Raw genomic sequence first — 22,839 nt, forward strand, 5'->3', positions numbered from 1 at the left:
CGCACGGCGACTGCTGCCTTCATGGATGCTGGCATTCTGGCGCGATTGTGCCCGGGGTGCAAAAGCCCTCAAGGGCATTGGTATTTCGGGTTTCGTTCGTCATCCGAGTGTGGTATAAAATGCGCCGCTTTCCGGGGATGGCCCCGAAAGCTCTAACCCACACACGTATCGACACGGTGACCTGGGTGCCCCGATCCACGGATCGCGGGTTGGTCATTGGGATACGTGGAGGCCCAACCCGACTTATCAAGGAACTATCATGTCCCAAGTCAACATGCGCGATATGCTGAAGGCCGGTGTGCACTTCGGCCACCAGACCCGTTACTGGAACCCGAAAATGGGCAAGTTCATTTTCGGCGCGCGCAACAAGATTCACATCATCAACCTGGAAAAAACCCTGCCAATGTTCAACGAGGCTCTGACCTTCGTAGAGCGTCTGGCCCAGGGCAAGAACAAGATCCTGTTCGTCGGCACCAAGCGTTCCGCTGGCAAGATCGTCGCTGAAGAAGCAGCACGTTGCGGTTCGCCATACGTCGACCACCGCTGGTTGGGCGGCATGCTGACCAACTACAAGACCATCCGTGCTTCGATCAAGCGTCTGCGCGAGCTGGAAACCCAGGCTGAAGACGGTACCTTCGCCAAGCTGACCAAGAAAGAAGCCCTGATGCGCTCCCGTGATCTGGAAAAACTGGATCGCAGCCTGGGTGGTATCAAGGACATGGGCGGCCTGCCTGATGCCCTGTTCGTGATCGACGTCGAGCACGAGCGCATCGCTATCACCGAAGCCAACAAGCTGGGCATCCCGGTCATCGGTGTTGTCGATACCAACAGCAGCCCGGAAGGCGTTGACTACGTCATCCCAGGTAACGATGACGCCATCCGCGCCATCCAGCTGTACATGGGTTCGATGGCTGACGCCGTCATCCGTGGTCGCAACAACGTAGCCGGCGGCACCGAAGTTTACGCTGAAGAAGCGCCAGCTGCCGAGTAAGCGACGCTAGCGTCGATTGGCACGCAAAAAGGGGGCTAGGCCCCCTTTTTGCCACCTTGAAATCCTCCTGTCGCCAAGTGCCCGCATCATCGACGCGCCGCACACAGACAGGCAGTTGATTTCCAGAATTGAACCCCCGTGAACAGCGGGTGGAATGGTTGAAAACCTATCCAAGAGGATTTTGAAATGGCAGAAATTACTGCAGCGCTGGTAAAAGAACTGCGTGAGCGTACCGGCCAGGGCATGATGGAGTGCAAGAAGGCACTGGTAGCCGCTGGTGGCGATATCGAAAAAGCCATTGACGACATGCGTGCCTCGGGCGCCATCAAGGCTGCCAAGAAGGCTGGCAACATCGCCGCCGAAGGTTCGATCGCCGTTCGCGCCGAAGGCAATCGCGGCCTGATCATCGAAGTCAACTCGCAGACCGACTTCCTGGCTCTGCAGGACGACTTCAAAGGCTTCGTCAAGGACAGCCTGAACGAAGCGTTCGAGCAGAACCTGACCGACGCCGCGCCGCTGATCGCTTCCCGCGAATCCGCTCGTGAAGCCCTGGTCGCCAAGTGCGGCGAGAACGTCAACATCCGTCGTCTGTCGGCTGTCGAAGGCGACGTGATCGGTTCCTACCTGCACGGCCACCGCATCGGTGTCCTGGTTGTCCTGAAAGGCGGCAACCCTGAGCTGGCCAAGCAGATCGCCATGCACGTAGCGGCCAGCAACCCTGCTGTCGTTCGTCCGGAAGACGTTTCCGAGGAACTGGTTGCCAAGGAAAAAGAAATCTTCCTGCAACTGAACGCCGAAAAGATCGCCGGCAAGCCAGAGAACATCGTCGAGAACATGGTCAAGGGCCGTATCGCCAAGTTCCTGTCCGAAGCCAGCCTGGTCGAGCAAGCGTTCATCATGGATCCGGAAGTCAAGGTCGGTGAACTGGCCAAGAAAGCCGGCGCCGAAGTCGTTTCCTTCGTTCGTTACGAAGTAGGCGAAGGCATCGAGAAGAAAGAAGACGACTTCGCTGCCGAAGTTGCTGCTCAAGTGGCTGCTGCCCAGAAGCAATAAGACGGATTCACATCTGTCGCCCCAAAGAGGCTGCCCGCTCACGCGCGCAGCCTCTTTGTCAAAGCGCAGGCGCTTTTTGTGCCAAAAGCCGAGATTCGCTTGTGCTCTGGCGCCCCGTGGGTGCCAAGCTACAGTTGGCGCAGACTGAAAACAGTCCGCCCGGAATTTATACAAACGCCGCAGGAGAGATTCGCAATGGCTCAGCAGGTGAGTGGTCGTCAGCCTCGCTATAAACGCATTTTGCTCAAACTTAGCGGCGAGGCCCTGATGGGCTCGGAAGACTTCGGGATCGACCCGAAGGTGCTGGACCGCATGGCCCTGGAAGTAGGGCAACTGGTCGGTATCGGCGTCCAGGTTGGCCTGGTGATCGGTGGTGGCAACCTGTTCCGTGGTGCGGCCCTGAGCGCGGCCGGCATGGATCGCGTCACCGGTGACCACATGGGGATGCTGGCGACCGTGATGAACGCTCTGGCCATGCGCGACGCGCTGGAGCGCTCGAACATCCCGGCCATCGTCATGTCGGCCATTTCCATGGTCGGCGTCACCGATCACTATGATCGCCGCAAGGGTATCCGCCACCTCAACTCCGGCGACGTGGTGATCTTCGCTGCCGGTACCGGAAACCCGTTCTTCACCACCGACTCGGCCGCCTGTCTGCGTGCGATTGAAATCGATGCTGACGTCGTGCTGAAGGCAACCAAGGTCGACGGCGTGTACACTGCCGATCCGTTCAAGGATCCGCATGCCGAGAAATTCGATCGTCTGACGTACGACGAAGTACTCGACCGCAAACTGGGTGTGATGGACCTGACCGCAATCTGCCTGTGCCGTGACCACAAGATGCCATTGCGGGTATTCAACATGAACAAGCCTGGCGCCTTGCTGAACATCGTAGTGGGCGGCGCTGAAGGAACTCTGATCGAGGAAGGCGAAGAATGATCAACGATATCAAGAAAGACGCTCAGGACCGCATGAGCAAATCCATCGAGGCGCTGGGTCGCAACCTGGCCGCGATCCGCACCGGTCGTGCCCACCCAAGCATCCTCGACAGCGTCAAGGTGACTGCCTGGGGTAGCGAGATGCCGCTGAACCAGGTCGCCGCGATCAGCGTCGAGGACGCCCGCACCCTGAAGATCGTCGCTCACGACAAGAACCTGAGCGCCGCCATCGAGAAGGCCATCCTGACCTCGGACCTGGGTCTGAACCCGAGCAGCGCCGGTACCACCATCCGCGTGCCGATGCCGGCCCTGACCGAGGAAACCCGCAAGGGCTACACCAAGCAGGCGCGCGGCGTTGCCGAGGATGCCAAGGTCGCCGTGCGCAACGTGCGTCGCGATGCCCTGGCCGATCTGAAGAAGCTGTCCAAGGACAAGGAAATCAGCGAGGACGAAGAACGTCGCGCCGCTGACGAGCTGCAGAAGCTCACCGACAAGTTCGTCGGCGAAGTCGACAAGGCTCTGGAAGCGAAGGAAAAGGACCTGATGGCCGTTTAAGGTCGGGGTTTTTTCAATGGAAAAGAGCAAGCAGGGTGTGCCGTCCTCGGTGCCGCGTCATGTCGCGATCATCATGGACGGAAATAATCGCTGGGCGAAGAAGCGCCTGTTGCCCGGCGTCGCCGGGCACAAGGCCGGTGTGGACGCGGTGCGGGCTGTCATCGAGGTCTGCGCCGAGGCCAAGGTCGAGGTGCTGACCCTGTTCGCCTTCTCCAGCGAGAACTGGCAACGCCCGGCCGATGAGGTCGGGGCGTTGATGGAGCTGTTCTTCTCGGCCCTGCGCCGGGAGGCCAGGCGCCTCAACGAGAACAACATCAGTCTGCGGATCATCGGCGATCGCTCGCGCTTTCACCCGGAACTGCAGGCCGCCATGCGCGAAGCCGAAGCGCTGACCGCCGGCAACAACCGTTTCATCCTGCAGATCGCCGCCAACTACGGCGGTCAGTGGGATATCGCCCAGGCCGCCCAGCGCCTGGCGCGCGAGGTACAGGCTGGCCATCTGCGGCCGGAAGACATCACGCCCGATCTGTTGCAGACCTGTCTGGCCACTGGCGACCTGCCGCTGCCGGACCTGTGCATCCGTACCGGGGGCGAGCACCGCATCAGCAATTTCCTGTTGTGGCAGTTGGCCTACGCCGAGCTGTACTTCTCCGACCTCTACTGGCCGGACTTCAAACACGAGGCCATGCGCAATGCGTTGGCCGATTTCGCTTCGCGCCAGCGCCGCTTCGGTAAAACCAGCGAGCAGGTCGAAGCTGGAGCCCGTGCTTAATGCTCAAGCAACGCATCATTACCGCGCTGATTCTGCTGCCGATCGCTCTGGGCGGATTCTTCCTGCTCGACGGGGCGCAGTTCGCCCTGTTCATCGGCCTGGTGGTCACCCTTGGCGCCTGGGAATGGGCGCGCCTTGCCGGTCTGGTGGCCCAGGCGCTGCGCGTGGCCTACGCCGCCGTCATCGCCGGGTTGTTGATGTTGCTCTACCTGCTCCCGGAGCTGGCACCCTGGGTGCTCGGCGCCGCGGTCCTGTGGTGGGGCGTCGCGACCTGGCTGGTGATGACCTACCCACGCAGCAGCGAGCTGTGGGCCAGTGCCGCCTGCCGCCTGCTGATCGGCGCCCTGATACTGTTGCCGGCCTGGCAAGGGTTGGTGCTGCTCAAGCACTGGGCCATGGGCAACTGGCTGATTCTCGCGGTCATGGTGCTGGTGTGGGGGGCCGATATCGGCGCCTACTTCTCCGGGCGTGCCTTCGGCAAGCGCAAGCTGGCGCCGCAGGTCAGTCCTGGCAAAAGCTGGGAAGGGGTCTACGGTGGTCTGGCGCTGAGCCTGGTGATTACCCTCGCGGTCGGCCTGACCCGGCACTGGAGCATCGGTGAACTGATCCTCGGCCTGTTCGGCGCGGCCCTGGTGGTGATGGGCTCGGTGGTCGGCGACCTGACCGAAAGCATGTTCAAGCGCCGCTCCGGTATCAAGGACAGCAGCAACCTGCTGCCAGGCCATGGCGGTGTCCTTGACCGGATCGACAGCCTGACCGCGGCCATTCCGCTGTTCGCCGTGCTGCTCTGGGCGGCCGACTGGGGCGTCCTGTGAGTCGTGTTCAGCGTATTACCGTGCTCGGGGCCACCGGCTCGATCGGCCTGAGCACGCTGGACGTCATCGCCCGCCATCCCGATCGTTACGAAACCTTTGCCCTGACCGGCTACTCGAGGCTCGACGAGCTGCTGGCGCTGTGCCTGAAGCATGCACCGGTGTTCGCCGTCGTGCCGAACGAGGCCAGCGCCGCCACCCTGCGCGCCGGGCTCGATGCCGCCGGCTCGCGCACCGAAGTGCTGGTCGGTGAGCGGGGGTTGTGCGCGGTCGCTGCCGATCCCCAGGTCGATGCGGTGATGGCGGCCATCGTCGGTGCGGCGGGCCTGCGTCCGACCCTGGCGGCGGTGGAGGCGGGCAAGAAGGTCCTGCTGGCCAACAAGGAAGCGCTGGTGATGTCCGGTGCCCTGTTCATGGAGGCAGTACGGCGCAACAACGCAGTGCTGTTGCCCATCGACAGCGAACACAACGCAATCTTCCAGTGCCTGCCCGGCGATTACGCGCGTGGCCTGACTCAGGTCGGGGTGCGTCGGATTCTGCTCACGGCCTCCGGTGGCCCGTTCCGTCAGACGCCGGCCGCCGAACTGGCGCAGGTGACGCCCGAGCAAGCCTGTGCCCACCCCAACTGGTCCATGGGGCGGAAGATTTCCGTCGACTCGGCGAGCATGATGAACAAGGGCCTCGAACTGATCGAGGCCTGCTGGCTGTTCGACGCGCCGCCGTCCCGGATCGAGGTGGTGGTCCATCCGCAAAGTGTGATTCACTCGCTGGTCGACTATGTGGACGGCTCGGTATTGGCCCAGTTGGGCAACCCGGACATGCGCACGCCAATCGCCAACGCCCTGGCCTGGCCCGAGCGCATCGATTCCGGAGTGGCACCATTGGACCTGTTCGCCATCGCCCGCCTGGATTTCCAGGCCCCGGACGAACAGCGTTTCCCTTGCCTGCGCCTGGCGCGCGAGGCCGCCGAGGCGGGCAACAGTGCCCCGGCGGTGCTCAACGCCGCCAACGAAGTTGCGGTGGAAGCCTTTCTTCAGCGGCGCATCCGCTTCCCGGAGATCGCGAGTATGATCGGACAGGTACTGGAGCGGGAGCCGGTGGTTGCGGTGGACTCGCTCGATGCGGTATTCGCCGCCGACCAGCGGGCCCGGGAACTGGCGGGAGAGTGGCTGACCCGTCACGGGCGTTAGGGGTCCTGCTGAACGTTATTCGGAGAAAGACATGAGCGCGCTCTACATGATTATCGGCACCCTGGTCGCCCTGGGTGTTCTGGTTACCTTTCACGAATTCGGGCACTTCTGGGTAGCCCGGCGTTGCGGCGTCAAGGTGTTGCGTTTTTCCGTGGGCTTCGGCATGCCGCTGTTTCGCTGGCATGACCGCCAGGGCACGGAATTTGTCATCGCCGCCATTCCCCTGGGTGGTTACGTCAAGATGCTCGACGAGCGCGAGGCCGATGTCCCGCCGGCGTTGGCCGAGCAATCGTTCAATCGCAAGACGGTTCGCCAGCGCATTGCCATCACCGCGGCCGGGCCGATCGCCAACTTTCTCCTCGCCATCCTGTTCTTCTGGATTCTCGCCATGCTGGGCAGCCAGCAGGTACGGCCGGTCATCGGCAATGTCGAGCCGGGCAGCCTGGCTGCCGTCGCCGGGCTGAGCGCGGGGCAGGAAATCGTTTCCATCGATGGCCAGGCGACCAACGGCTGGGCCGCGGTCAACCTGCAACTGGTGCGCCGCCTGGGTGAGAGCGGTGCGTTGCAGGTCGGGGTGCGCGAAGAAGGCGCCGCTGCCGAGAGCATTCGCACCGTGGCCCTCGACAGCTGGCTCAAGGGCGCCGACGAGCCGGACCCGATCAGTTCCCTGGGGATTCGCCCGTGGCGCCCAGCGCTGGCACCGGTGCTGGCCGAGCTGGATCCGAAAGGACCGGCGCAGGCCGCCGGCCTGAAGACCGGCGATCGCCTGCTGAGCCTCGATGGCCAGGTGCTGACCGACTGGCAGCAGGTCGTGGACAACGTGCGCAGTCGTGCCGGCAGCCGCGTGGTGTTGGTCGTCGAACGCGACGGTGCGCGCATCGACCTGCCGGTCACCCTCGCCACTCGTGGCGAAGGCAAGGCCGCCGCCGGTTACCTCGGTGCCGGCGTGGCGCAGCCGGAATGGCCGCCGCAGATGCTCCGCGAAGTCAGTTACGGACCGCTCGAAGCGGTGGGCGAGGGCCTTTCCCGTACCTGGAACATGAGCGTCCTGACCCTCGATTCGCTGAAGAAAATGCTCTTCGGCGAGCTCTCGGTAAAAAACTTGAGCGGACCGATAACCATTGCTAAAGTGGCGGGCGCTTCAGCCCAGTCCGGCCTCGGGGATTTCCTGAATTTCCTTGCCTATCTGAGCATTAGCCTTGGGGTTCTTAACTTGCTGCCCATCCCCGTTCTGGATGGGGGGCATTTGCTGTTTTATCTGATCGAGTGGGTGCGTGGCCGTCCGCTATCCGATCAGGTGCAAGGTTGGGGGATCCAGATCGGTATCAGTTTGGTAGTCGGGGTGATGTTGCTCGCCCTGATCAACGATTTGGGTCGACTGTAACGCTTCGTTCAATTGCGAACCTGCCGCGTCCTTGCGGCAGGTCGTTTATTGCCAGTTGGAATAAGAAAGGACTTCATGAAACGTCTGCTGCTAACTGCGGCTCTCGCCGCACTGATGATCGCTGAAGTTCACGCCGAGTCCTTCACCATCTCCGATATTCGAGTCAACGGTCTGCAGCGGGTTTCCGCGGGCAGCGTTTTCGGCGCCTTGCCATTGAACGTCGGCGACCAGGCCGACGACAGTCGTCTGGTGGAGTCGACCCGTTCCCTGTTCAAGACCGGGTTCTTCCAGGACATCCAGCTGAGCCGCGACGGCAATGTCCTGATCATCAACGTCGTCGAGCGTCCGTCGGTCTCCAGCATCGAGATCGAAGGCAACAAGGCGATCAGCACCGAAGACCTGATGAAGGGCCTGAAGCAATCCGGCCTGGCCGAAGGCGAAATCTTCCAGCGCGCTACCCTTGAAGGCGTGCGTAACGAACTGCAACGCCAGTACGTCGCCCAGGGCCGCTATTCGGCCGAGGTAGACGCCGAAGTGGTACCGCAGCCGCGCAACCGCGTCGGCCTGAAGATCAAGATCAACGAAGGCACGGTCGCCGCGATCCAGCACATCAACGTCGTGGGCAACACCGTGTTCTCCGACGAAGACCTGTCCAGCCTGTTCGAACTGAAGACCACCAACTGGCTGTCCTTCTTCAAGAACGACGACAAGTACGCCCGCGAAAAACTCTCCGGTGACCTTGAGCGCCTGCGCTCCTACTACCTGGATCGCGGCTACATCAACATGGACATCGCCTCCACCCAGGTGTCGATCACCCCGGACAAGAAGCACGTCTACATCACCGTCAACATCAACGAAGGCGAGAAGTACACCGTTCGCGACGTGAAGCTGTCCGGTGACCTGAAGGTCCCGGAAGAGCAGGTCAAGGCCCTGCTGCTGGCCCAGCCAGGCCAGGTCTTCTCGCGCAAGGTGATGACCACGACCTCCGAGCTGATCACCCGCCGCCTGGGTAACGAAGGCTATACCTTCGCCAACGTCAACGGCGTGCCCCAGCCGCACGACGAAGACCATACCGTCGACATCACCTTCGTCGTCGATCCGGGCAAGCGCGCCTACGTCAACCGCATCAACTTCCGTGGCAACACCAAGTCCGAGGACGAAGTGCTGCGTCGCGAGATGCGTCAGATGGAAGGTGGCTGGGCCTCGACCTACCTGATCGACCAGTCCAAGACCCGTCTGGAGCGTCTGGGCTTCTTCAAGGAAGCCAACGTCGAGACCCCGGCCGTTCCGGGCACCGACGACCAGGTCGACGTCAACTACACCGTGGAAGAGCAGGCTTCCGGCTCGATCACCGCCAGCGTCGGCTTCGCCCAGAGCGCCGGTCTGATCCTCGGTGGTTCGATCAGCCAGAACAACTTCCTCGGTACCGGTAACAAGGTCTCCATCGGCCTGACCCGTTCCGAATACCAGAGCCGATACAACTTCGGCTTCGTTGACCCCTACTGGACCGCCGATGGCGTCAGCCTGGGTTACAACGCCTTCTACCGCACCACCGACTACGACGACCTCGACGTCGATGTCGCCAGCTACGCGGTGGACAGCCTGGGTGCCGGGGTCAACGTCGGCTACCCGATCAGCGAGACTTCCCGTCTGACCTTCGGCCTGAGCGTGCAGCAGGACAAGATCAAGACCGGTCGCTACACAGTCGACGAGATCTTTGACTTCCTCGAGAAGGAAGGCGACGACAGCTTCCTGAACTTCAAGGCGTCGGCCGGCTGGTCCGAGTCGACCCTGAACAAGGGCGTGCTGGCCACCCGTGGTCATTCGCAAAGCCTGACCCTGGAAGCGACTACCCCGGGCAGCGACCTGTCGTTCTTCAAGCTCGACTACCGTGGCCAGATGTTCAAGCCGATCACCAACGACTACACCTTGCGCCTGCACACCGAGCTGGGCTTTGGTGACGGTTACGGTTCCACCTCGGGCCTGCCGTTCTATGAAAACTACTATGCTGGTGGTTTCAACTCGGTTCGCGGCTTCAAGGACAGCAGCCTTGGCCCGCGCAGTACGCCAAGCAAGGCCAACGCCCAGCGCGGCACCGCGACCGACCCGGATCAGGATCCGCTGCCGTTCGGTGGCAACGTCCTCGTGCAGGGCGGCGTGGAGCTGCTGTTCCCGCTGCCGTTCGTCAAAGACCAGCGTTCCCTGCGCACCTCGGTATTCTGGGATGTGGGTAATGTCTACGACACCAATTGCGGCTCCAAGCCCGATTGCGAGAAATTCGGTCTTTCCGGCCTGGCCAGTTCCGTCGGCCTGGGCGTGACCTGGATTACCGCGCTGGGTCCGTTGAGCTTCAGTCTGGCGATGCCGGTGAAGAAACCGGACGACGCCGACACCCAGGTGTTCCAATTCTCTCTGGGTCAGACCTTCTAAGGGTCTGGTCCACGTAAACGACAACGGATTCTGTAGGAGTGCATCGTGCGTAAGTTGACTCAACTGGCGGTACTGGCCGCGGCCCTGGTCGCGACCCCGGCGTTTGCCGAAATGAAAATTGCCGTTCTGAACTATCAGATGGCGCTGCTGGAATCCGACGCGGCCAAGGCTTACGCGGTCGATGCAGAGAAGAAATTCGGTCCGCAACTGACCAAGCTGAAAAACCTGGAAAGCAGCGCCAAGGGCATCCAGGATCGCCTGGTCAAGGGCGGTGACAAGATGCCGCAAGGCGAGCGCGAGCGCCTGGAACTTGAATTCAAGCAGAAAGCCCGTGACTTCCAGTTCCAGTCCAAGGAGCTGAACGAAGCCAAGGCCGTGGCGGACCGTGACATGCTCAAGCAACTGAAGCCGAAGCTGGATGGCGCCGTCGAGGAAGTCATCAAGAAAGGCGGTTTCGACCTGGTTCTCGAGCGTGGCGCGGTCATCGATGTCAAACCTCAGTACGACATCACCCGCCAGGTCATCGAGCGCATGAACCAGTCCCGTTGATATGACGGCGACCATGAAACTCGGCCAGTTGGCCGAGTTCCTCGGGGCCACGCTGCAAGGCCCCGAAGAGCTCGAAATCACTGGTCTCGCGACCCTGCAGGAAGCTGGCTCCGGCCAGTTGAGCTTCCTGGCCAATACCCAGTACCGCAAGTACCTGGCTGATACCCACGCCAGCGCGGTGCTGCTGCGCACCAGCGATGCCGAGGGCTTTGCCGGCAATGCGTTGATCGTGCCCGATCCTTACCTGGCGTATGCGCGCATCTCCCACCTGTTCGACCCCAAACCAAAGGCTGTGGCGGGAATTCATCCCAGCGCCGTGGTGGCGGTGGACGCCCAGGTCGATGCCAGCGCCAGTGTCGGTGCGTTCGCGGTCATCGAGAGCGGTGCGGTGATCGGCGCCAATGTCACGGTCGGCGCGCATTGCTTCATCGGTGCTCGCAGCGTGATCGGCGAGGGCGGCTGGCTGGCTCCCCGGGTAACCCTGTATCACGACGTGCGCATCGGCAAGCGTGTGGTGATACAGTCCGGCGCCGTGCTGGGTGGCGAAGGTTTCGGTTTCGCCAATGAAAAGGGTGTCTGGCAGAAGATTGCCCAGATCGGTGGCGTCAGCATCGGTGACGATGTCGAGATCGGTGTGAATACCGCCATCGACCGTGGCGCACTGGCTGACACCCGCATCGGTGATGGCGTCAAGCTCGACAACCAGATCCAGATCGCCCACAACGTGCAGGTAGGTGACCACACGGCGATGGCAGCCTGTGTCGGCATCTCGGGAAGTACCCGAATCGGCAAGCACTGCACCATTGCCGGCGGTGTCGGCATGGTCGGTCACATCGATGTCTGCGATAACGTTTTCGTTTCCGGCATGACCATGGTCACCCGCTCCATCACCGAGCCTGGCGGTTATTCCTCCGGCACGGCAATGCAGACCCTGGGTGACTGGCGCAAGAGCGCGGCGCGGATTCGCCAACTGGATGAAATCGCCAAGCGTCTTCAACAACTGGAAAAGCGTGTCGAAACCGTGACCTCAGGCGGCCAGCCATCATCTGATGGCTGATACCCTTTCCTGATCAGGGCGCGGCGCGATTGCCGGTTGGCGTTCTTGATTTGCAAAAGGTGCATGGCGCCAGGCGCATGCTCCCTATCTTTACTACAGGCTTCCCCCAGAAATGATGGACATCAACGAGATTCGCGAATACCTGCCTCACCGTTACCCGTTCCTGCTCGTGGACCGCGTGGTGGAACTGGACGTCGAGGCTCAGCGCATTCGTGCCTACAAGAATGTCAGCATCAACGAGCCGTTCTTCAATGGTCACTTCCCGGCGCATCCGATCATGCCCGGCGTGCTGATCATCGAGGCCATGGCCCAGGCAGCCGGCATCCTCGGTTTCAAGATGCTCGATGCCAAACCGACGGATGGCACGCTGTACTACTTCGTCGGCTCCGACAAGCTGCGTTTCCGCCAGCCGGTGCTGCCGGGCGACCAACTGATCCTGGAAGCCAAGTTCATCAGTTGCAAACGCCAGATCTGGAAGTTCGACTGCCAGGCAACGGTCGATGGCAAGCCTGTCTGCTCCGCCGAGATCATCTGCGCGGAACGTAAACTATGAGTTTGATTGACCCTCGGGCAATCATCGATCCCTCGGCCAAGCTGGCCAAGGGGGTCGAGGTCGGTCCTTGGTCGATCGTCGGCCCGAACGTCGAGATCGGGGAGGGGACCGTCATCGGTCCGCATGTGGTGCTCAAGGGGCCGACCCGCATCGGCCGGAACAACCGCATCTATCAGTTTTCCTCGGTCGGCGAAGACACGCCGGACCTCAAGTACAAGGGCGAGCCCACCCGCCTGGTGATCGGTGACAACAACGTCATTCGCGAAGGTGTGACGATCCACCGCGGGACCATCCAGGACCGCTCGGAAACCACCATCGGCGATCACAACCTGATCATGGCCTACGCCCATATCGGTCACGACAGCGTCATCGGCAATCACTGCATCCTGGTCAACAACACCGCGTTGGCGGGGCATGTGCACGTGGATGACTGGGCGATCCTCTCCGGCTTCACCCTGGTTCACCAGTTCTGCCACATCGGTGCCCACAGTTTTTCCGGCATGGGCACCGCCATCGGCAAGGACGTCCCGGCGTTCGTCACCGTCTTCGGCAACCCCGCCGAAGCGCGCAGCATGAACTTCGAGGGCATGCGCCGTCGCGGTTTCAGCGAGGATGCCATCCATGCCCTGCGACGCGCCTACAAGATCGTCTATCGCCAGGGACTGACCGTCGAGCAGGCGATCGTCGAGCTGGAAGAGTCGGCCAAGCAGTTCCCTGAAGTCGAGCTGTTCCGTCGCTCGATCCAGAACTCCGCCCGCGGCATCACGCGCTGACATGGCGGCACTCTGCGTAGCGCTGGTGGCCGGTGAGGCCAGCGGCGACATCCTCGGTTCGGGCCTGATGCGGGCGCTCAAGGTCCGGCATCCGGACATCCGTTTCATCGGTGTCGGTGGTCCGCTGATGGAAGCCGAAGGGCTGAGCAGCTACTTCCCCATGGAGCGCCTGGCGGTCATGGGCCTGGTCGAGGTGCTGGGGCGTTTGCCCGAGCTGCTCAAGCGACGCAAGCTGCTGATCCAGACCCTCATCGAAGAAAAGCCGGATGTCTTCATCGGCATCGATGCGCCGGATTTCACCCTCAATATCGAACTGAAGCTGCGTCAGGCCGGGATCAAGACCGTGCACTACGTCAGCCCGTCGGTCTGGGCCTGGCGGCAGAAGCGTGTGCTGAAGATTCGCGAAGGCTGCGACCTGATGCTCACCCTGTTCCCCTTCGAAGCGAAGTTCTACGAAGAGCAGGGTGTACCGGTGCGTTTCGTCGGTCACCCGTTGGCCGACACGATTCCCCTCGAAGCCGATCGCGACGCCGCGCGGCACACCCTTGGGCTGCCCGAGGGCCCGCTGGTGGCGCTGATGCCGGGCAGCCGTGGCGGGGAAGTCGGTCGCCTCGGTGAGCTGTTCCTCGACACCGCGCAGCGCCTGCGCGAACTCATTCCCGGTGTGCGCTTCGTCTCGCCCTGCGCGAACGCCGCGCGCCGTGCGCAGCTGGAGCAGATGCTGGTCGGCCGGGATCTGCCGCTGACCTTGCTCGACGGCCAGTCCCACCAGGCCCTGGCGGCCTGCGACGCGGTCTTGATCGCTTCGGGTACCGCGACCCTGGAAGCCTTGCTGTTCAAGCGGCCCATGGTCGTGGCCTACCGTCTGGCCCCGCTGAGCTACTGGATTCTCAAACGTCTGGTCAAGAGCCCCTACGTTTCACTGCCCAACCTGCTGGCCCAACGCCTGCTGGTGCCGGAGCTGCTGCAGGAGGCCGCTACCCGCGAGGCCCTGGCGCAGACCCTGGCGCCGCTGGTGCGGGATGGCGCGCAGCAGACCGAAGGCTTCGACCGGATTCACCGCACTTTGCGCCGCGATGCCTCGAATCAGGCCGCCGACGCCGTGCTGGCCTTGCTGGAAGATCGATAAATGCAAATGGGACTGGACTTCAACCTGGTCGAAGAACTGGTCGCCGGCGTCGATGAAGTCGGCCGTGGCCCGCTTTGCGGGGCGGTGGTCACCGCCGCGGTCATTCTCGATCCGGCCCGACCGATTCTTGGTCTGAACGATTCGAAGAAACTGACCGAAGCGCGCCGCGAAAAGCTCTTCGACGAGATCTGCGAAAAGGCCCTGAGCTTTCATATCGCCCGCGCGGAAGTCGAGGAAATCGACGAGTTGAACATCCTGCACGCCACCATGCTGGCGATGCAGCGCGCCGTCGAGGGCTTGCACATCACCCCGAAGCTGGCGCTGATCGACGGCAATCGCTGTCCGAAACTCAAGATGCCGGCATCGCCGGTGGTCAAGGGGGATAGCCAGGTTCCGGCGATCGCCGCGGCTTCGATCCTGGCCAAGGTCACCCGGGACCGGGAGATGTCGGCCTTCGAGCTGATCTACCCGGGTTATGGCATCGGCGGGCACAAGGGCTATCCGACCGCCGTGCATCTGGAAGCGCTGGCCCGCCTGGGGCCGACGCCGATTCACCGGCGCTCGTTCGCCCCGGTTCGCGCAGCCTACGAGGCGCTGGCGGGCGGTCAACCGATCCTGGTCTGACCCCAGGTTTCCACCTTCAGTCCGGATCGCCATGCGCCGGCTGTTGTTTTGATCGGGGCCCGGTACAATCCGGGCCTTGTCGTTTTGCGTTGCTATAGGATCATCATGTCGGCTTCCTTCGTTCATCTTCGCCTGCATACCGAATTCTCGCTGGTCGACGGACTGGTGCGGATCAAGCCGCTCGCCAAGGCCCTGACCGGGATGAACATGCCGGCGGTGGCGGTGACCGACCAGAGCAACATGTGCTCGCTGGTCAAGTTCTACAAGACCGCCATGGGCGCCGGGATCAAGCCGATCTGCGGCGCCGACCTGTGGCTGGCGAGCGATGATCCGGATGCCGCCCTGGCGCGCATCTGCTTCCTGGCGATGGACGCCAAGGGCTACCGCAACCTCACCGAACTGATTTCCCGTGGCTGGGTCGAGGGCCAGCGCAATGGCCTGGTGATCATCCAGCGCGAATGGATCGCCGAAGCCGCCGAGGGCCTGATCGCCCTGTCCGCGGCCAAGGAAGGCGACATCGGCATGGCCCTGCTGTCGGGCAATGAAACCGAAGCCGAGGCCCTGCTGCGCGACTGGATGGGCATGTTCCCGGATCGCTTCTATGTCGAAGTGCAGCGCACCAACCGCGCGGGCGACGAGGAATACCTGCATGCCGCCGTGGCCCTGGCCGACCGCCTGGGGGCGCCGCTGGTGGCCACCAACGATGTGCGTTTCATCAAGCAGTCGGACTTCGACGCCCACGAAACCCGCGTGTGCATCGGCGAAGGCCGGGCCCTGGACGACCCGCGGCGCTCGCGCAACTACAGCGACCAGCAGTATCTGAAAAGCCCGGAAGAAATGGCCGAGCTGTTCAGCGACCTGCCCGAGGCGCTGGAAAACACTGTCGAGATCGCCAAGCGCTGCAACATCACCGTGCAGTTGGGCAAATACTTCCTGCCGGACTTCCCTACGCCCAACGGCATGGGCATCGACGATTACCTGCGCCACGTTTCCCATGAGGGCCTGGAAGAGCGTCTGGCGGTGCTCTGGCCGAAGGAGACCACGCCCGATTACGAAGAGAAGCGGCAGACCTATCTGGACCGGCTGAAGTTCGAGCTGGACATCATCATCCAGATGGGTTTCCCCGGTTACTTCCTCATCGTTATGGACTTCATCAAGTGGGCCAAGAACAACGACGTGCCGGTCGGCCCGGGCCGGGGTTCGGGTGCTGGCTCGCTGGTGGCCTACGTGCTGAAGATCACCGACCTCGACCCGCTGGCCTATGACCTGCTGTTCGAACGTTTCCTCAACCCGGAACGGATTTCCATGCCCGACTTCGACGTCGACTTCTGCATGGACGGCCGCGACCGGGTGATCGACTACGTGGCCGAGGCCTACGGGCGCAACGCGGTGAGCCAGATCATCACCTTCGGCACCATGGCGGCGAAGGCGGTGGTGCGCGACGTGGCGCGGGTGCAGGGCAAGTCCTACGGCCTGGCGGATCGTCTGTCGAAGATGATTCCGTTCGAAGTCGGCATGACCCTGGAAAAAGCCTACGAACAGGAAGAAATGCTCCGGGATTTCCTCAAGACCGACGAGGACGCCAAGGAAATCTGGGACATGGCCCTCAAGCTGGAAGGGGTCACCCGCGGTACCGGCAAGCACGCCGGTGGTGTGGTGATCGCGCCGACCAAGCTTACCGACTTCTCGCCGATTGCCTGCGACGAAGAGGGCGGCGGCCTGGTGACCCAGTTCGACAAGGATGACGTCGAGGCCGCGGGTCTGGTGAAGTTCGACTTCCTCGGCCTGCGTACCCTGACCATCATCAAATGGGCGATGGAGATCATCAACCGCGAGCAGGCCAAGCAGAACCTGCCGGACGTCAACATCGACTTCATCCCGCTCGACGACAGGCGTACCTACGAGCTGTTGCAGCGGGCCGAGACCACCGCGGTGTTCCAGCTCGAATCCCGCGGCATGAAGGAGCTGATCAAGAAGCTCAAGCCGGACTGCCTGGAAGACCTCATCGCACTGGTGGCGCTGTTCCGTCCCGGCCCGCTGCAATCGGGCATGGTGGACGACTTCATCAACCGCAAGCACGGTCGCGCCGAACTGGCCTACCCGCACCCGGACTACCAGTACGAAGGCCTTCAGCCGGTTCTGGCACCAACCTACGGCATCATCCTGTACCAGGAACAGGTGATGCAGATCGCCCAGGTCATGGCCGGCTATACCCTCGGCGGCGCGGACATGCTGCGCCGGGCGATGGGCAAGAAGAAGCCCGAGGAAATGGCCAAGCAGCGTGGCGGTTTCATCGAGGGTTGTGCCAACAACGGCATCGATGGCGACCTTGCGGGCAACATCTTCGACCTGGTGGAAAAGTTCGCCGGCTACGGCTTCAACAAATCCCACTCCGCGGCCTACGGCCTGGTCTCCTACCAGACCGCCTGGCTGAAGACCCACCACCCGGCGGCGTTCATGGCCGCGGTGCTGTCGGCGGATATGCACAACACCGACAAGGTGGTGATCCTGATCGAGGAAGTGCGCAGCATGAAGCTGCGCCTCGATGCGCCGGACGTGAACTTCTCCGACTTCAAGTTCACCGTCAACGATGACGGCCGTATCGTCTATGGGCTCGGCGCGATCAAGGGCGTCGGCGAAGGCCCGGTGGAGGCGATCATGGAGGCGCGGGCCGAAGGCGGTCCGTTCAAGGATCTGTTCGATTTCTGTGCGCGTGTCGACCTCAAGCGCATCAACAAGCGGACGCTAGACGCCCTGGTGCGCAGTGGTGCGCTGGATCGTCTCGGGCCGTTCTTCCATGACGAGATCAAGGCCTATCAGGCCAATGTCGACCAGAACCGCGCGGTATTGCTGTCGGCCATGGAAGAGGCGATCAAGTCTGCGGAGCAGACCGCGCGGACCCACGACAGCGGTCACTCGGACCTGTTCGGCGGGCTGTTCGACGACGCCGATGCCGACGTCTATGCCAACCACCGCAACGCGCGGGAACTGACGCTCAAGGAACGCCTGCGTGGCGAGAAGGACACCCTTGGCCTGTACCTCACCGGTCACCCGATCGACGAATACGAAGGCGAGATTCGCCGCTTCGCCCGCCAGCGCATCGTCGACCTGAAGCCGGCGCGCGACACCCAGACCGTGGCCGGCATGATCATTGCCCTGCGTGTGATGAAGAACAAGAAGGGCGACAAGATGGGCTTCGTCACCCTCGACGACCGCTCCGGGCGTATCGAGGCCTCGCTGTTCGCTGATGCCTTCATGGCCGCGCAGTCCCTGCTGCAGACCGACGCCATGGTGGTGATCGAGGGCGAAGTGAGCAACGACGACTTTTCCGGCGGCCTGCGCCTGCGGGTCAAGCGGGTGATGAGCATGGAGGACGCGCGCACCAACCTGGCCGACAGCCTGCGCCTGAAGATCCATGCCGATGCCCTCAAGGGCGACCGCCTGGCCTGGCTCGGTGACCTGCTCAGGCGCCATCGCGGTGCCTGTCCGGTGAGCATGGAATACACCGGCAGCGATGCCCGCGCCCAGCTGCAGTTCGGCGAAGACTGGCGGATCGACCCGGCCGATGGCCTGATTCAGGCCCTGCGTGACCAGTTCGGCCGAGAGAACGTCTTTTTGCACTATCGATGAATTTTTAATCTCGACCTGAATGCGCCTGATCCCTTAAGGTAGGGCGCCAAACGGATCAACCGGCCGGCCGCCTGGCCGTCGACCCAAGACGGATGCCTATGAACCCGAACTTTCTGGATTTCGAACAGCCGATTGCTGACCTGCAAGCCAAGATCGAAGAGCTGCGCCTGGTGGGCAATGACAACTCGCTGAACATCGGCGATGAGATCGGCCGGCTGCAAGACAAGAGCAGCGAGCTGACCAAGAGCATCTTCGGCAATTTGACCAGCTGGCAGATCGCTCGCCTGGCGCGCCACCCGCGCCGGCCTTACACCCTGGACTACATCGAGCACATCTTCACCGAGTTCGACGAACTGCACGGCGACCGTCACTTCGCCGACGACGCCGCGATCGTCGGTGGTATCGCCCGCCTGGCGGACCGTCCGGTGATGGTCATCGGTCACCAGAAAGGCCGTGAAGTGCGCGAGAAGGTTCGCCGCAACTTCGGCATGCCGCGTCCGGAAGGCTACCGCAAGGCCTGCCGCCTGATGGAAATGGCCGAACGCTTCAAGATGCCGATCCTGACCTTCATCGACACCCCGGGCGCCTACCCGGGCATCGACGCCGAAGAGCGCAACCAGAGCGAAGCGATCGCCTGGAACCTGCGCGTCATGGCGCGCCTGAAGACGCCGATCATCGCCACCGTCATCGGCGAGGGCGGTTCCGGCGGCGCCCTGGCGATCGGTGTCTGCGACCAGTTGAACATGCTGCAGTACTCCACCTACTCGGTGATCTCGCCGGAAGGTTGCGCCTCGATCCTGTGGAAGACCGCCGAGAAGGCCGCCGATGCCGCCGAGGCCATGGGCATCACCGCCGAGCGCCTGAAGGGGCTGGGTATCGTCGACAAGGTTATCTCGGAGCCACTGGGCGGCGCCCACCGCGATCCGGCCGCCATGTCGGCATCGGTTCGCGAGGAACTGATCCAGCAACTGGACATGCTGAAGAAGTTCGACAACGACGCGCTGCTCAAGCGCCGTTACGATCGCCTGATGAGCTACGGTCTCTGACCTGACGCTGTAAAGTCAGCTATTTGGGGCTGCTTTGCAGCCCTTCGCGAGCGAGCTCGCTCCCACAGGATCCTGCACCCTGTAGGGGCGAGCTCGCTCGCGAAGGGCCGCATAGCGGCCCCAATCGTTTTTATCTCCGAGACCTTGACCATGGTTTATCTCGCCTCTCGTGTGCAGGACAAGCTGGCCCCCTGGCGCGATGCACCGGGCTGGTGCGTGGCGCTGTCGGGCGGGTTGGACTCCACGGTGTTGCTGCACCTGCTGGCGGGCTTGAGCGATCGGCCAGCATTGCGCGCCGTGCATGTCCATCATGGCCTGCAACAGGTTGCAGATACCTGGCCGGAACACTGTCGGCGCCTCTGTGATGCACTGGGTGTCGAGTTGCTGGTACGCCACGTGAGGGTAGAGGAGGACGCCAGTATCGAACAGGCGGCGCGCAATGCCCGCTACGGAGCCTTCAGCGAGGTCCTGCAGACGGGCGAGATTCTTCTGACCGGCCAGCACCGCGAGGACCAGGCGGAAACCCTGTTGCTGCGTCTGCTTCGTGGTGCAGGATTGCGCGGGTTGATGGCGATGCCGGGGCAGAGATCGCTTGGCGCCGGTTCGCTGGTACGGCCCTTGCTCGACATCTCTCGTGACGAACTTCTCCGCCATGCGCAAGCGCATGGTTTGAGCTGGATCGAGGATTCCTCGAACGCTGATACCCGCTTCAATCGCAATTACCTGCGCCATCAGGTGTTTCCTGCCCTGGCCTCGCGCTGGCCACAAGCCAGTCGCAGCCTGGCCCGCGCGGCCGGCCATCTTGCGCAGGCGGGGGAGTTGCTGGACGAACTGGCTCGCGAGGATCTGGTCCAGGCCCAGGTCCCGGGGGATTTTCCCTGGCTCGGCTTGCCATCCCTGCATTTGCCGGGGCTGGCTCACCTGTCTCCGGCGCGGCAGCGCAATGCCATGCAGTCCTGGTTGGCACGCTTCACCCGGTTGCCCGATACCGATCACTGGGCTGGCTGGAATGATCTGCGAGACGCTCGCGCCGATGCTTCGCCAATCTGGAAACTCACTGATGGCGAATTGCATCGGGCCGGCGAGCGGATCTATTGGTTGAGTGGCAACTGGCTCGGTGCTCCCGGCGAGGCCGCGTACTGGAATGATCCGCGACAGGCGCTGGAACTGGCTGGGAATGGCCGCGTTTTCCTGACCGGAAATTTACCCCAGGAAGGGCTGCGAATCGCCTACCGCCAGGGCGGCGAAAGCATGACGCTCCCCGGCCGTGGTCGCCGCGATCTCAAGCGTCTGCTCAACGAACGCCAGGTTCCGTGCTTCGTCCGCAGCCGCCTGCCATTGCTGTTCGCGGGCGAGCGACTGGTCGCCGTGGCCAACCTGCCAGACCTCACTGATGGCGATTTGCAACTCGTGTGGCGCGTACCGACGAGTGAGCAAGGTTTGAGGTGATGGGCATCTTCGGGTAGACTACGCTCCCTTCTTGATACAGCTTCTGTGAGCTCCTTTCGAGCCACGGCAGTTGCCGATTACCAAGCAGTTTTTTGCTGGGCGATTCTCAAAATGTGTAGCGAGCTCCGTACCGGGTTTTCAACCCCCGGTCTGTACAGACGCGGCAGTATTTTCGGATGCACTGTGATTGACGCAGGTGATCGGGGGCTTCGGCCTTCCTTCGCTTTCCCCGGCGGCGCAGACCGCTTTAACGCAGACTTCTAGGGTTTTTCATGACGCGCTACATATTCGTCACGGGCGGTGTTGTTTCTTCATTGGGGAAAGGCATTGCCTCGGCTTCATTGGCGGCCATCCTGGAGGCGCGGGGGCTCAAGGTCACCATGCTCAAGCTGGACCCGTACATCAACGTCGACCCGGGCACCATGAGCCCGTTCCAGCACGGTGAAGTGTTCGTCACCCACGACGGCGCCGAGACCGACCTGGACCTGGGCCACTACGAGCGGTTCATCCGCACGACCATGACCCAGAACAACAACTTCACCACCGGCCGCATCTACGAGCACGTGCTGCGCAAGGAGCGTCGGGGTGATTACCTGGGCGCGACCATCCAGGTCATTCCGCACATCACCGACGAGATCAAGCGCCGCATCATCAAGGGCGCCGGCGATGCCGACGTGGCCCTGGTCGAGATCGGCGGTACCGTGGGTGACATCGAGTCGCAACCGTTCCTCGAAGCCATCCGCCAACTGCGGGTCGAAGTCGGCTCCAAGCGCGCGATGCTGATGCACCTGACCCTGGTCCCGTACATCGCCACCGCTGGCGAGACCAAGACCAAGCCGACCCAGCACTCGGTCAAGGAGCTGCGCTCCATCGGCCTGCAGCCTGACGTGCTGATCTGCCGTTCCGACCACCCTGTCGACGTCTCGTCGCGGCGCAAGATCGCCCTGTTCACCAACGTCGAAGAGCGCGCGGTCATCTCGCTGGAAGACGTCGACACCATCTACAAGATTCCTGCCGTGCTGCACGCCCAGGGCCTGGACGACTTCGTCGTCGAGCGCTTCGGCCTGCAATGCAATGGCGCCGACCTGTCCGAGTGGGAAAAGGTCGTCGATGCCAAGCTCAACCCCGAGCACGAAGTGACCATCGCCATGGTCGGCAAGTACATGGAACTGCTGGACGCCTACAAGTCGCTGATCGAAGCGATGAGCCACGCCGGCATCCAGAACCGCACCAAGGTCAACCTGCGCTACATCGATTCCGAAGACATCGAGAACCAGGGCACCGGTCTGCTGGAAGGCGTCGACGCGATCCTGGTTCCGGGCGGCTTCGGCCTGCGTGGCGTGGAAGGCAAGATCACCGCCGTCCAGTACGCTCGCGAGAACAAGGTGCCATACCTGGGCATCTGCCTCGGCATGCAGGTGGCGGTCATCGAGTTCGCCCGTAACGTCATGGGCTGGAAAGACGCCAACTCCACCGAGTTCGATCGCAACAGCGGTCATCCGGTGGTCGGCCTGATCACCGAGTGGGCCGATGCCACCGGTGCCGTGGAAACCCGCGACGAAGCCTCGGACCTGGGCGGCACCATGCGTCTGGGCGCCCAGGAATGCCAGCTGGAGAGCGGTTCCAAGGTGCACGATTGCTACGCCAAGGACGTGATCGTCGAGCGTCACCGTCACCGCTATGAAGTGAACAACAACCTGCTGCCGCAACTGATCGAAGCCGGCCTGAAGGTTTCCGGTCGTTCCGGCGACGGCGCGCTGGTGGAAGTGGTCGAGTCCAAGGACCACCCATGGTTCGTCGCCTGCCAGTTCCACCCGGAATTCACCTCGACCCCGCGTGACGGCCACCCGCTGTTCAGCGGCTTCGTCAAGGCAGCCCTGGCGCAGAAGAACAAGGCCTGATCC

19 protein-coding genes are annotated in these 22,839 nt (G+C 62.6%); all 19 read left to right on the forward strand.

All coding sequences use genetic code 11. The features are described from left to right. Positions 1-259 precede the first annotated feature (259 nt). The 19 genes from rpsB (at position 260) to RTI28_RS21510 (ending at position 22,836) form a co-directional block, all read left to right on the forward strand. A complete protein-coding gene (rpsB, locus tag RTI28_RS21420; RefSeq protein WP_009395267.1) occupies positions 260-991 on the forward strand; it encodes a 30S ribosomal protein S2 in 732 nt (243 codons plus the stop codon). Positions 992-1,177: 186 nt separating this feature from the next. After that, a complete protein-coding gene (gene tsf, locus RTI28_RS21425; protein WP_042121928.1) occupies positions 1,178-2,044 on the forward strand; it encodes a translation elongation factor Ts in 867 nt (288 codons plus the stop codon). A 195-nt stretch (positions 2,045-2,239) separates the two neighbouring features. Further along, positions 2,240-2,983: a UMP kinase gene (gene pyrH / locus RTI28_RS21430; protein ID WP_042121927.1), complete on the forward strand. Its 744-nt coding sequence runs from the start codon at positions 2,240-2,242 to the stop codon at positions 2,981-2,983. Further along, positions 2,980-3,537, forward strand: coding sequence for a ribosome recycling factor (gene frr / locus RTI28_RS21435; RefSeq protein ID WP_316922291.1), 558 nt, complete (start codon positions 2,980-2,982; stop codon positions 3,535-3,537). The genes pyrH and frr overlap by 4 nt, the downstream gene beginning before the upstream one ends. A gap of 16 nt (positions 3,538-3,553) precedes the next feature. Then, a complete protein-coding gene (gene uppS, locus RTI28_RS21440) occupies positions 3,554-4,309 on the forward strand; it encodes a polyprenyl diphosphate synthase (protein ID WP_316922292.1) in 756 nt (251 codons plus the stop codon). Continuing rightward, on the forward strand, positions 4,309-5,124 hold the full coding sequence (locus RTI28_RS21445; RefSeq protein WP_316922293.1) for a phosphatidate cytidylyltransferase: 816 nt from the start codon (positions 4,309-4,311) through the stop codon (positions 5,122-5,124). Before uppS ends, RTI28_RS21445 begins: the two co-directional genes overlap by 1 nt. Further along, entirely contained in the window at positions 5,121-6,311 is a 1,191-nt protein-coding gene (ispC, locus tag RTI28_RS21450) for a 1-deoxy-D-xylulose-5-phosphate reductoisomerase (protein ID WP_316922294.1), read from the forward strand. Before RTI28_RS21445 ends, ispC begins: the two co-directional genes overlap by 4 nt. A 31-nt stretch (positions 6,312-6,342) precedes the next feature. Further along, positions 6,343-7,695 (forward strand): RIP metalloprotease RseP, encoded by a 1,353-nt coding sequence (gene rseP / locus RTI28_RS21455; RefSeq protein ID WP_316922295.1) that lies wholly within the window; start codon positions 6,343-6,345, stop codon positions 7,693-7,695. Between the two features lie 75 nt (positions 7,696-7,770). Next, entirely contained in the window at positions 7,771-10,125 is a 2,355-nt protein-coding gene (gene bamA, locus RTI28_RS21460; protein WP_316922296.1) for an outer membrane protein assembly factor BamA, read from the forward strand. A 45-nt stretch (positions 10,126-10,170) separates the two neighbouring features. After that, positions 10,171-10,674, forward strand: coding sequence for an OmpH family outer membrane protein (locus RTI28_RS21465; RefSeq protein WP_042121919.1), 504 nt, complete (start codon positions 10,171-10,173; stop codon positions 10,672-10,674). A 1-nt stretch (position 10,675) separates the two neighbouring features. Then, positions 10,676-11,731 carry a UDP-3-O-(3-hydroxymyristoyl)glucosamine N-acyltransferase gene (lpxD, locus tag RTI28_RS21470; protein WP_316922297.1) on the forward strand — a complete coding sequence of 352 codons (1,056 nt, stop codon included), beginning with the start codon at positions 10,676-10,678 and terminating at the stop codon, positions 11,729-11,731. Positions 11,732-11,843: 112 nt separating this feature from the next. Further along, positions 11,844-12,284: a 3-hydroxyacyl-ACP dehydratase FabZ gene (gene fabZ / locus RTI28_RS21475; protein ID WP_042121916.1), complete on the forward strand. Its 441-nt coding sequence runs from the start codon at positions 11,844-11,846 to the stop codon at positions 12,282-12,284. Next, entirely contained in the window at positions 12,281-13,057 is a 777-nt protein-coding gene (gene lpxA, locus RTI28_RS21480; RefSeq protein WP_316922298.1) for an acyl-ACP--UDP-N-acetylglucosamine O-acyltransferase, read from the forward strand. The genes fabZ and lpxA overlap by 4 nt, the downstream gene beginning before the upstream one ends. Position 13,058: 1 nt before the next feature. Then, positions 13,059-14,186, forward strand: a complete 1,128-nt coding sequence (gene lpxB, locus RTI28_RS21485; protein WP_316922299.1) for a lipid-A-disaccharide synthase — start codon at positions 13,059-13,061, stop codon at positions 14,184-14,186. Next, on the forward strand, positions 14,187-14,810 hold the full coding sequence (gene rnhB / locus RTI28_RS21490; RefSeq protein WP_316922300.1) for a ribonuclease HII: 624 nt from the start codon (positions 14,187-14,189) through the stop codon (positions 14,808-14,810). Positions 14,811-14,915: 105 nt separating this feature from the next. Then, positions 14,916-18,440 (forward strand): DNA polymerase III subunit alpha, encoded by a 3,525-nt coding sequence (gene dnaE, locus RTI28_RS21495; RefSeq protein WP_316922301.1) that lies wholly within the window; start codon positions 14,916-14,918, stop codon positions 18,438-18,440. A 98-nt stretch (positions 18,441-18,538) separates the two neighbouring features. After that, positions 18,539-19,486 (forward strand): acetyl-CoA carboxylase carboxyltransferase subunit alpha, encoded by a 948-nt coding sequence (locus tag RTI28_RS21500; protein ID WP_042121910.1) that lies wholly within the window; start codon positions 18,539-18,541, stop codon positions 19,484-19,486. Positions 19,487-19,636: 150 nt separating this feature from the next. Further along, positions 19,637-20,935 carry a tRNA lysidine(34) synthetase TilS gene (gene tilS / locus RTI28_RS21505; RefSeq protein WP_316922302.1) on the forward strand — a complete coding sequence of 433 codons (1,299 nt, stop codon included), beginning with the start codon at positions 19,637-19,639 and terminating at the stop codon, positions 20,933-20,935. Positions 20,936-21,207: 272 nt separating this feature from the next. Further along, entirely contained in the window at positions 21,208-22,836 is a 1,629-nt protein-coding gene (locus tag RTI28_RS21510) for a CTP synthase (protein WP_316922303.1), read from the forward strand. Positions 22,837-22,839 lie beyond the last annotated feature (3 nt).

Source organism: Pseudomonas sp. zfem002, assembly GCF_032621685.1.
GTDB classification, from domain to species: domain Bacteria; phylum Pseudomonadota; class Gammaproteobacteria; order Pseudomonadales; family Pseudomonadaceae; genus Aquipseudomonas; species Aquipseudomonas japonica.

What these genes read in the sequence shown, in the direction of transcription:
- frr (WP_316922291.1), top strand. Translation starts at nt 2,980, where the DNA reads ATGATCAACGATATCAAGAAAGACGCTCAGGACCGCATGAGCAAATCC.
- rpsB (WP_009395267.1), top strand. Translation starts at nt 260, where the DNA reads ATGTCCCAAGTCAACATGCGCGATATGCTGAAGGCCGGTGTGCACTTC.
- RTI28_RS21510 (WP_316922303.1), top strand. Translation starts at nt 21,208, where the DNA reads ATGACGCGCTACATATTCGTCACGGGCGGTGTTGTTTCTTCATTGGGG.
- pyrH (WP_042121927.1), top strand. Translation starts at nt 2,240, where the DNA reads ATGGCTCAGCAGGTGAGTGGTCGTCAGCCTCGCTATAAACGCATTTTG.
- rnhB (WP_316922300.1), top strand. Translation starts at nt 14,187, where the DNA reads ATGCAAATGGGACTGGACTTCAACCTGGTCGAAGAACTGGTCGCCGGC.
- bamA (WP_316922296.1), top strand. Translation starts at nt 7,771, where the DNA reads ATGAAACGTCTGCTGCTAACTGCGGCTCTCGCCGCACTGATGATCGCT.
- tilS (WP_316922302.1), top strand. Translation starts at nt 19,637, where the DNA reads ATGGTTTATCTCGCCTCTCGTGTGCAGGACAAGCTGGCCCCCTGGCGC.
- rseP (WP_316922295.1), top strand. Translation starts at nt 6,343, where the DNA reads ATGAGCGCGCTCTACATGATTATCGGCACCCTGGTCGCCCTGGGTGTT.
- RTI28_RS21445 (WP_316922293.1), top strand. Translation starts at nt 4,309, where the DNA reads ATGCTCAAGCAACGCATCATTACCGCGCTGATTCTGCTGCCGATCGCT.
- RTI28_RS21500 (WP_042121910.1), top strand. Translation starts at nt 18,539, where the DNA reads ATGAACCCGAACTTTCTGGATTTCGAACAGCCGATTGCTGACCTGCAA.
- lpxA (WP_316922298.1), top strand. Translation starts at nt 12,281, where the DNA reads ATGAGTTTGATTGACCCTCGGGCAATCATCGATCCCTCGGCCAAGCTG.
- uppS (WP_316922292.1), top strand. Translation starts at nt 3,554, where the DNA reads ATGGAAAAGAGCAAGCAGGGTGTGCCGTCCTCGGTGCCGCGTCATGTC.
- fabZ (WP_042121916.1), top strand. Translation starts at nt 11,844, where the DNA reads ATGATGGACATCAACGAGATTCGCGAATACCTGCCTCACCGTTACCCG.
- dnaE (WP_316922301.1), top strand. Translation starts at nt 14,916, where the DNA reads ATGTCGGCTTCCTTCGTTCATCTTCGCCTGCATACCGAATTCTCGCTG.
- tsf (WP_042121928.1), top strand. Translation starts at nt 1,178, where the DNA reads ATGGCAGAAATTACTGCAGCGCTGGTAAAAGAACTGCGTGAGCGTACC.
- lpxB (WP_316922299.1), top strand. Translation starts at nt 13,059, where the DNA reads ATGGCGGCACTCTGCGTAGCGCTGGTGGCCGGTGAGGCCAGCGGCGAC.
- lpxD (WP_316922297.1), top strand. Translation starts at nt 10,676, where the DNA reads ATGACGGCGACCATGAAACTCGGCCAGTTGGCCGAGTTCCTCGGGGCC.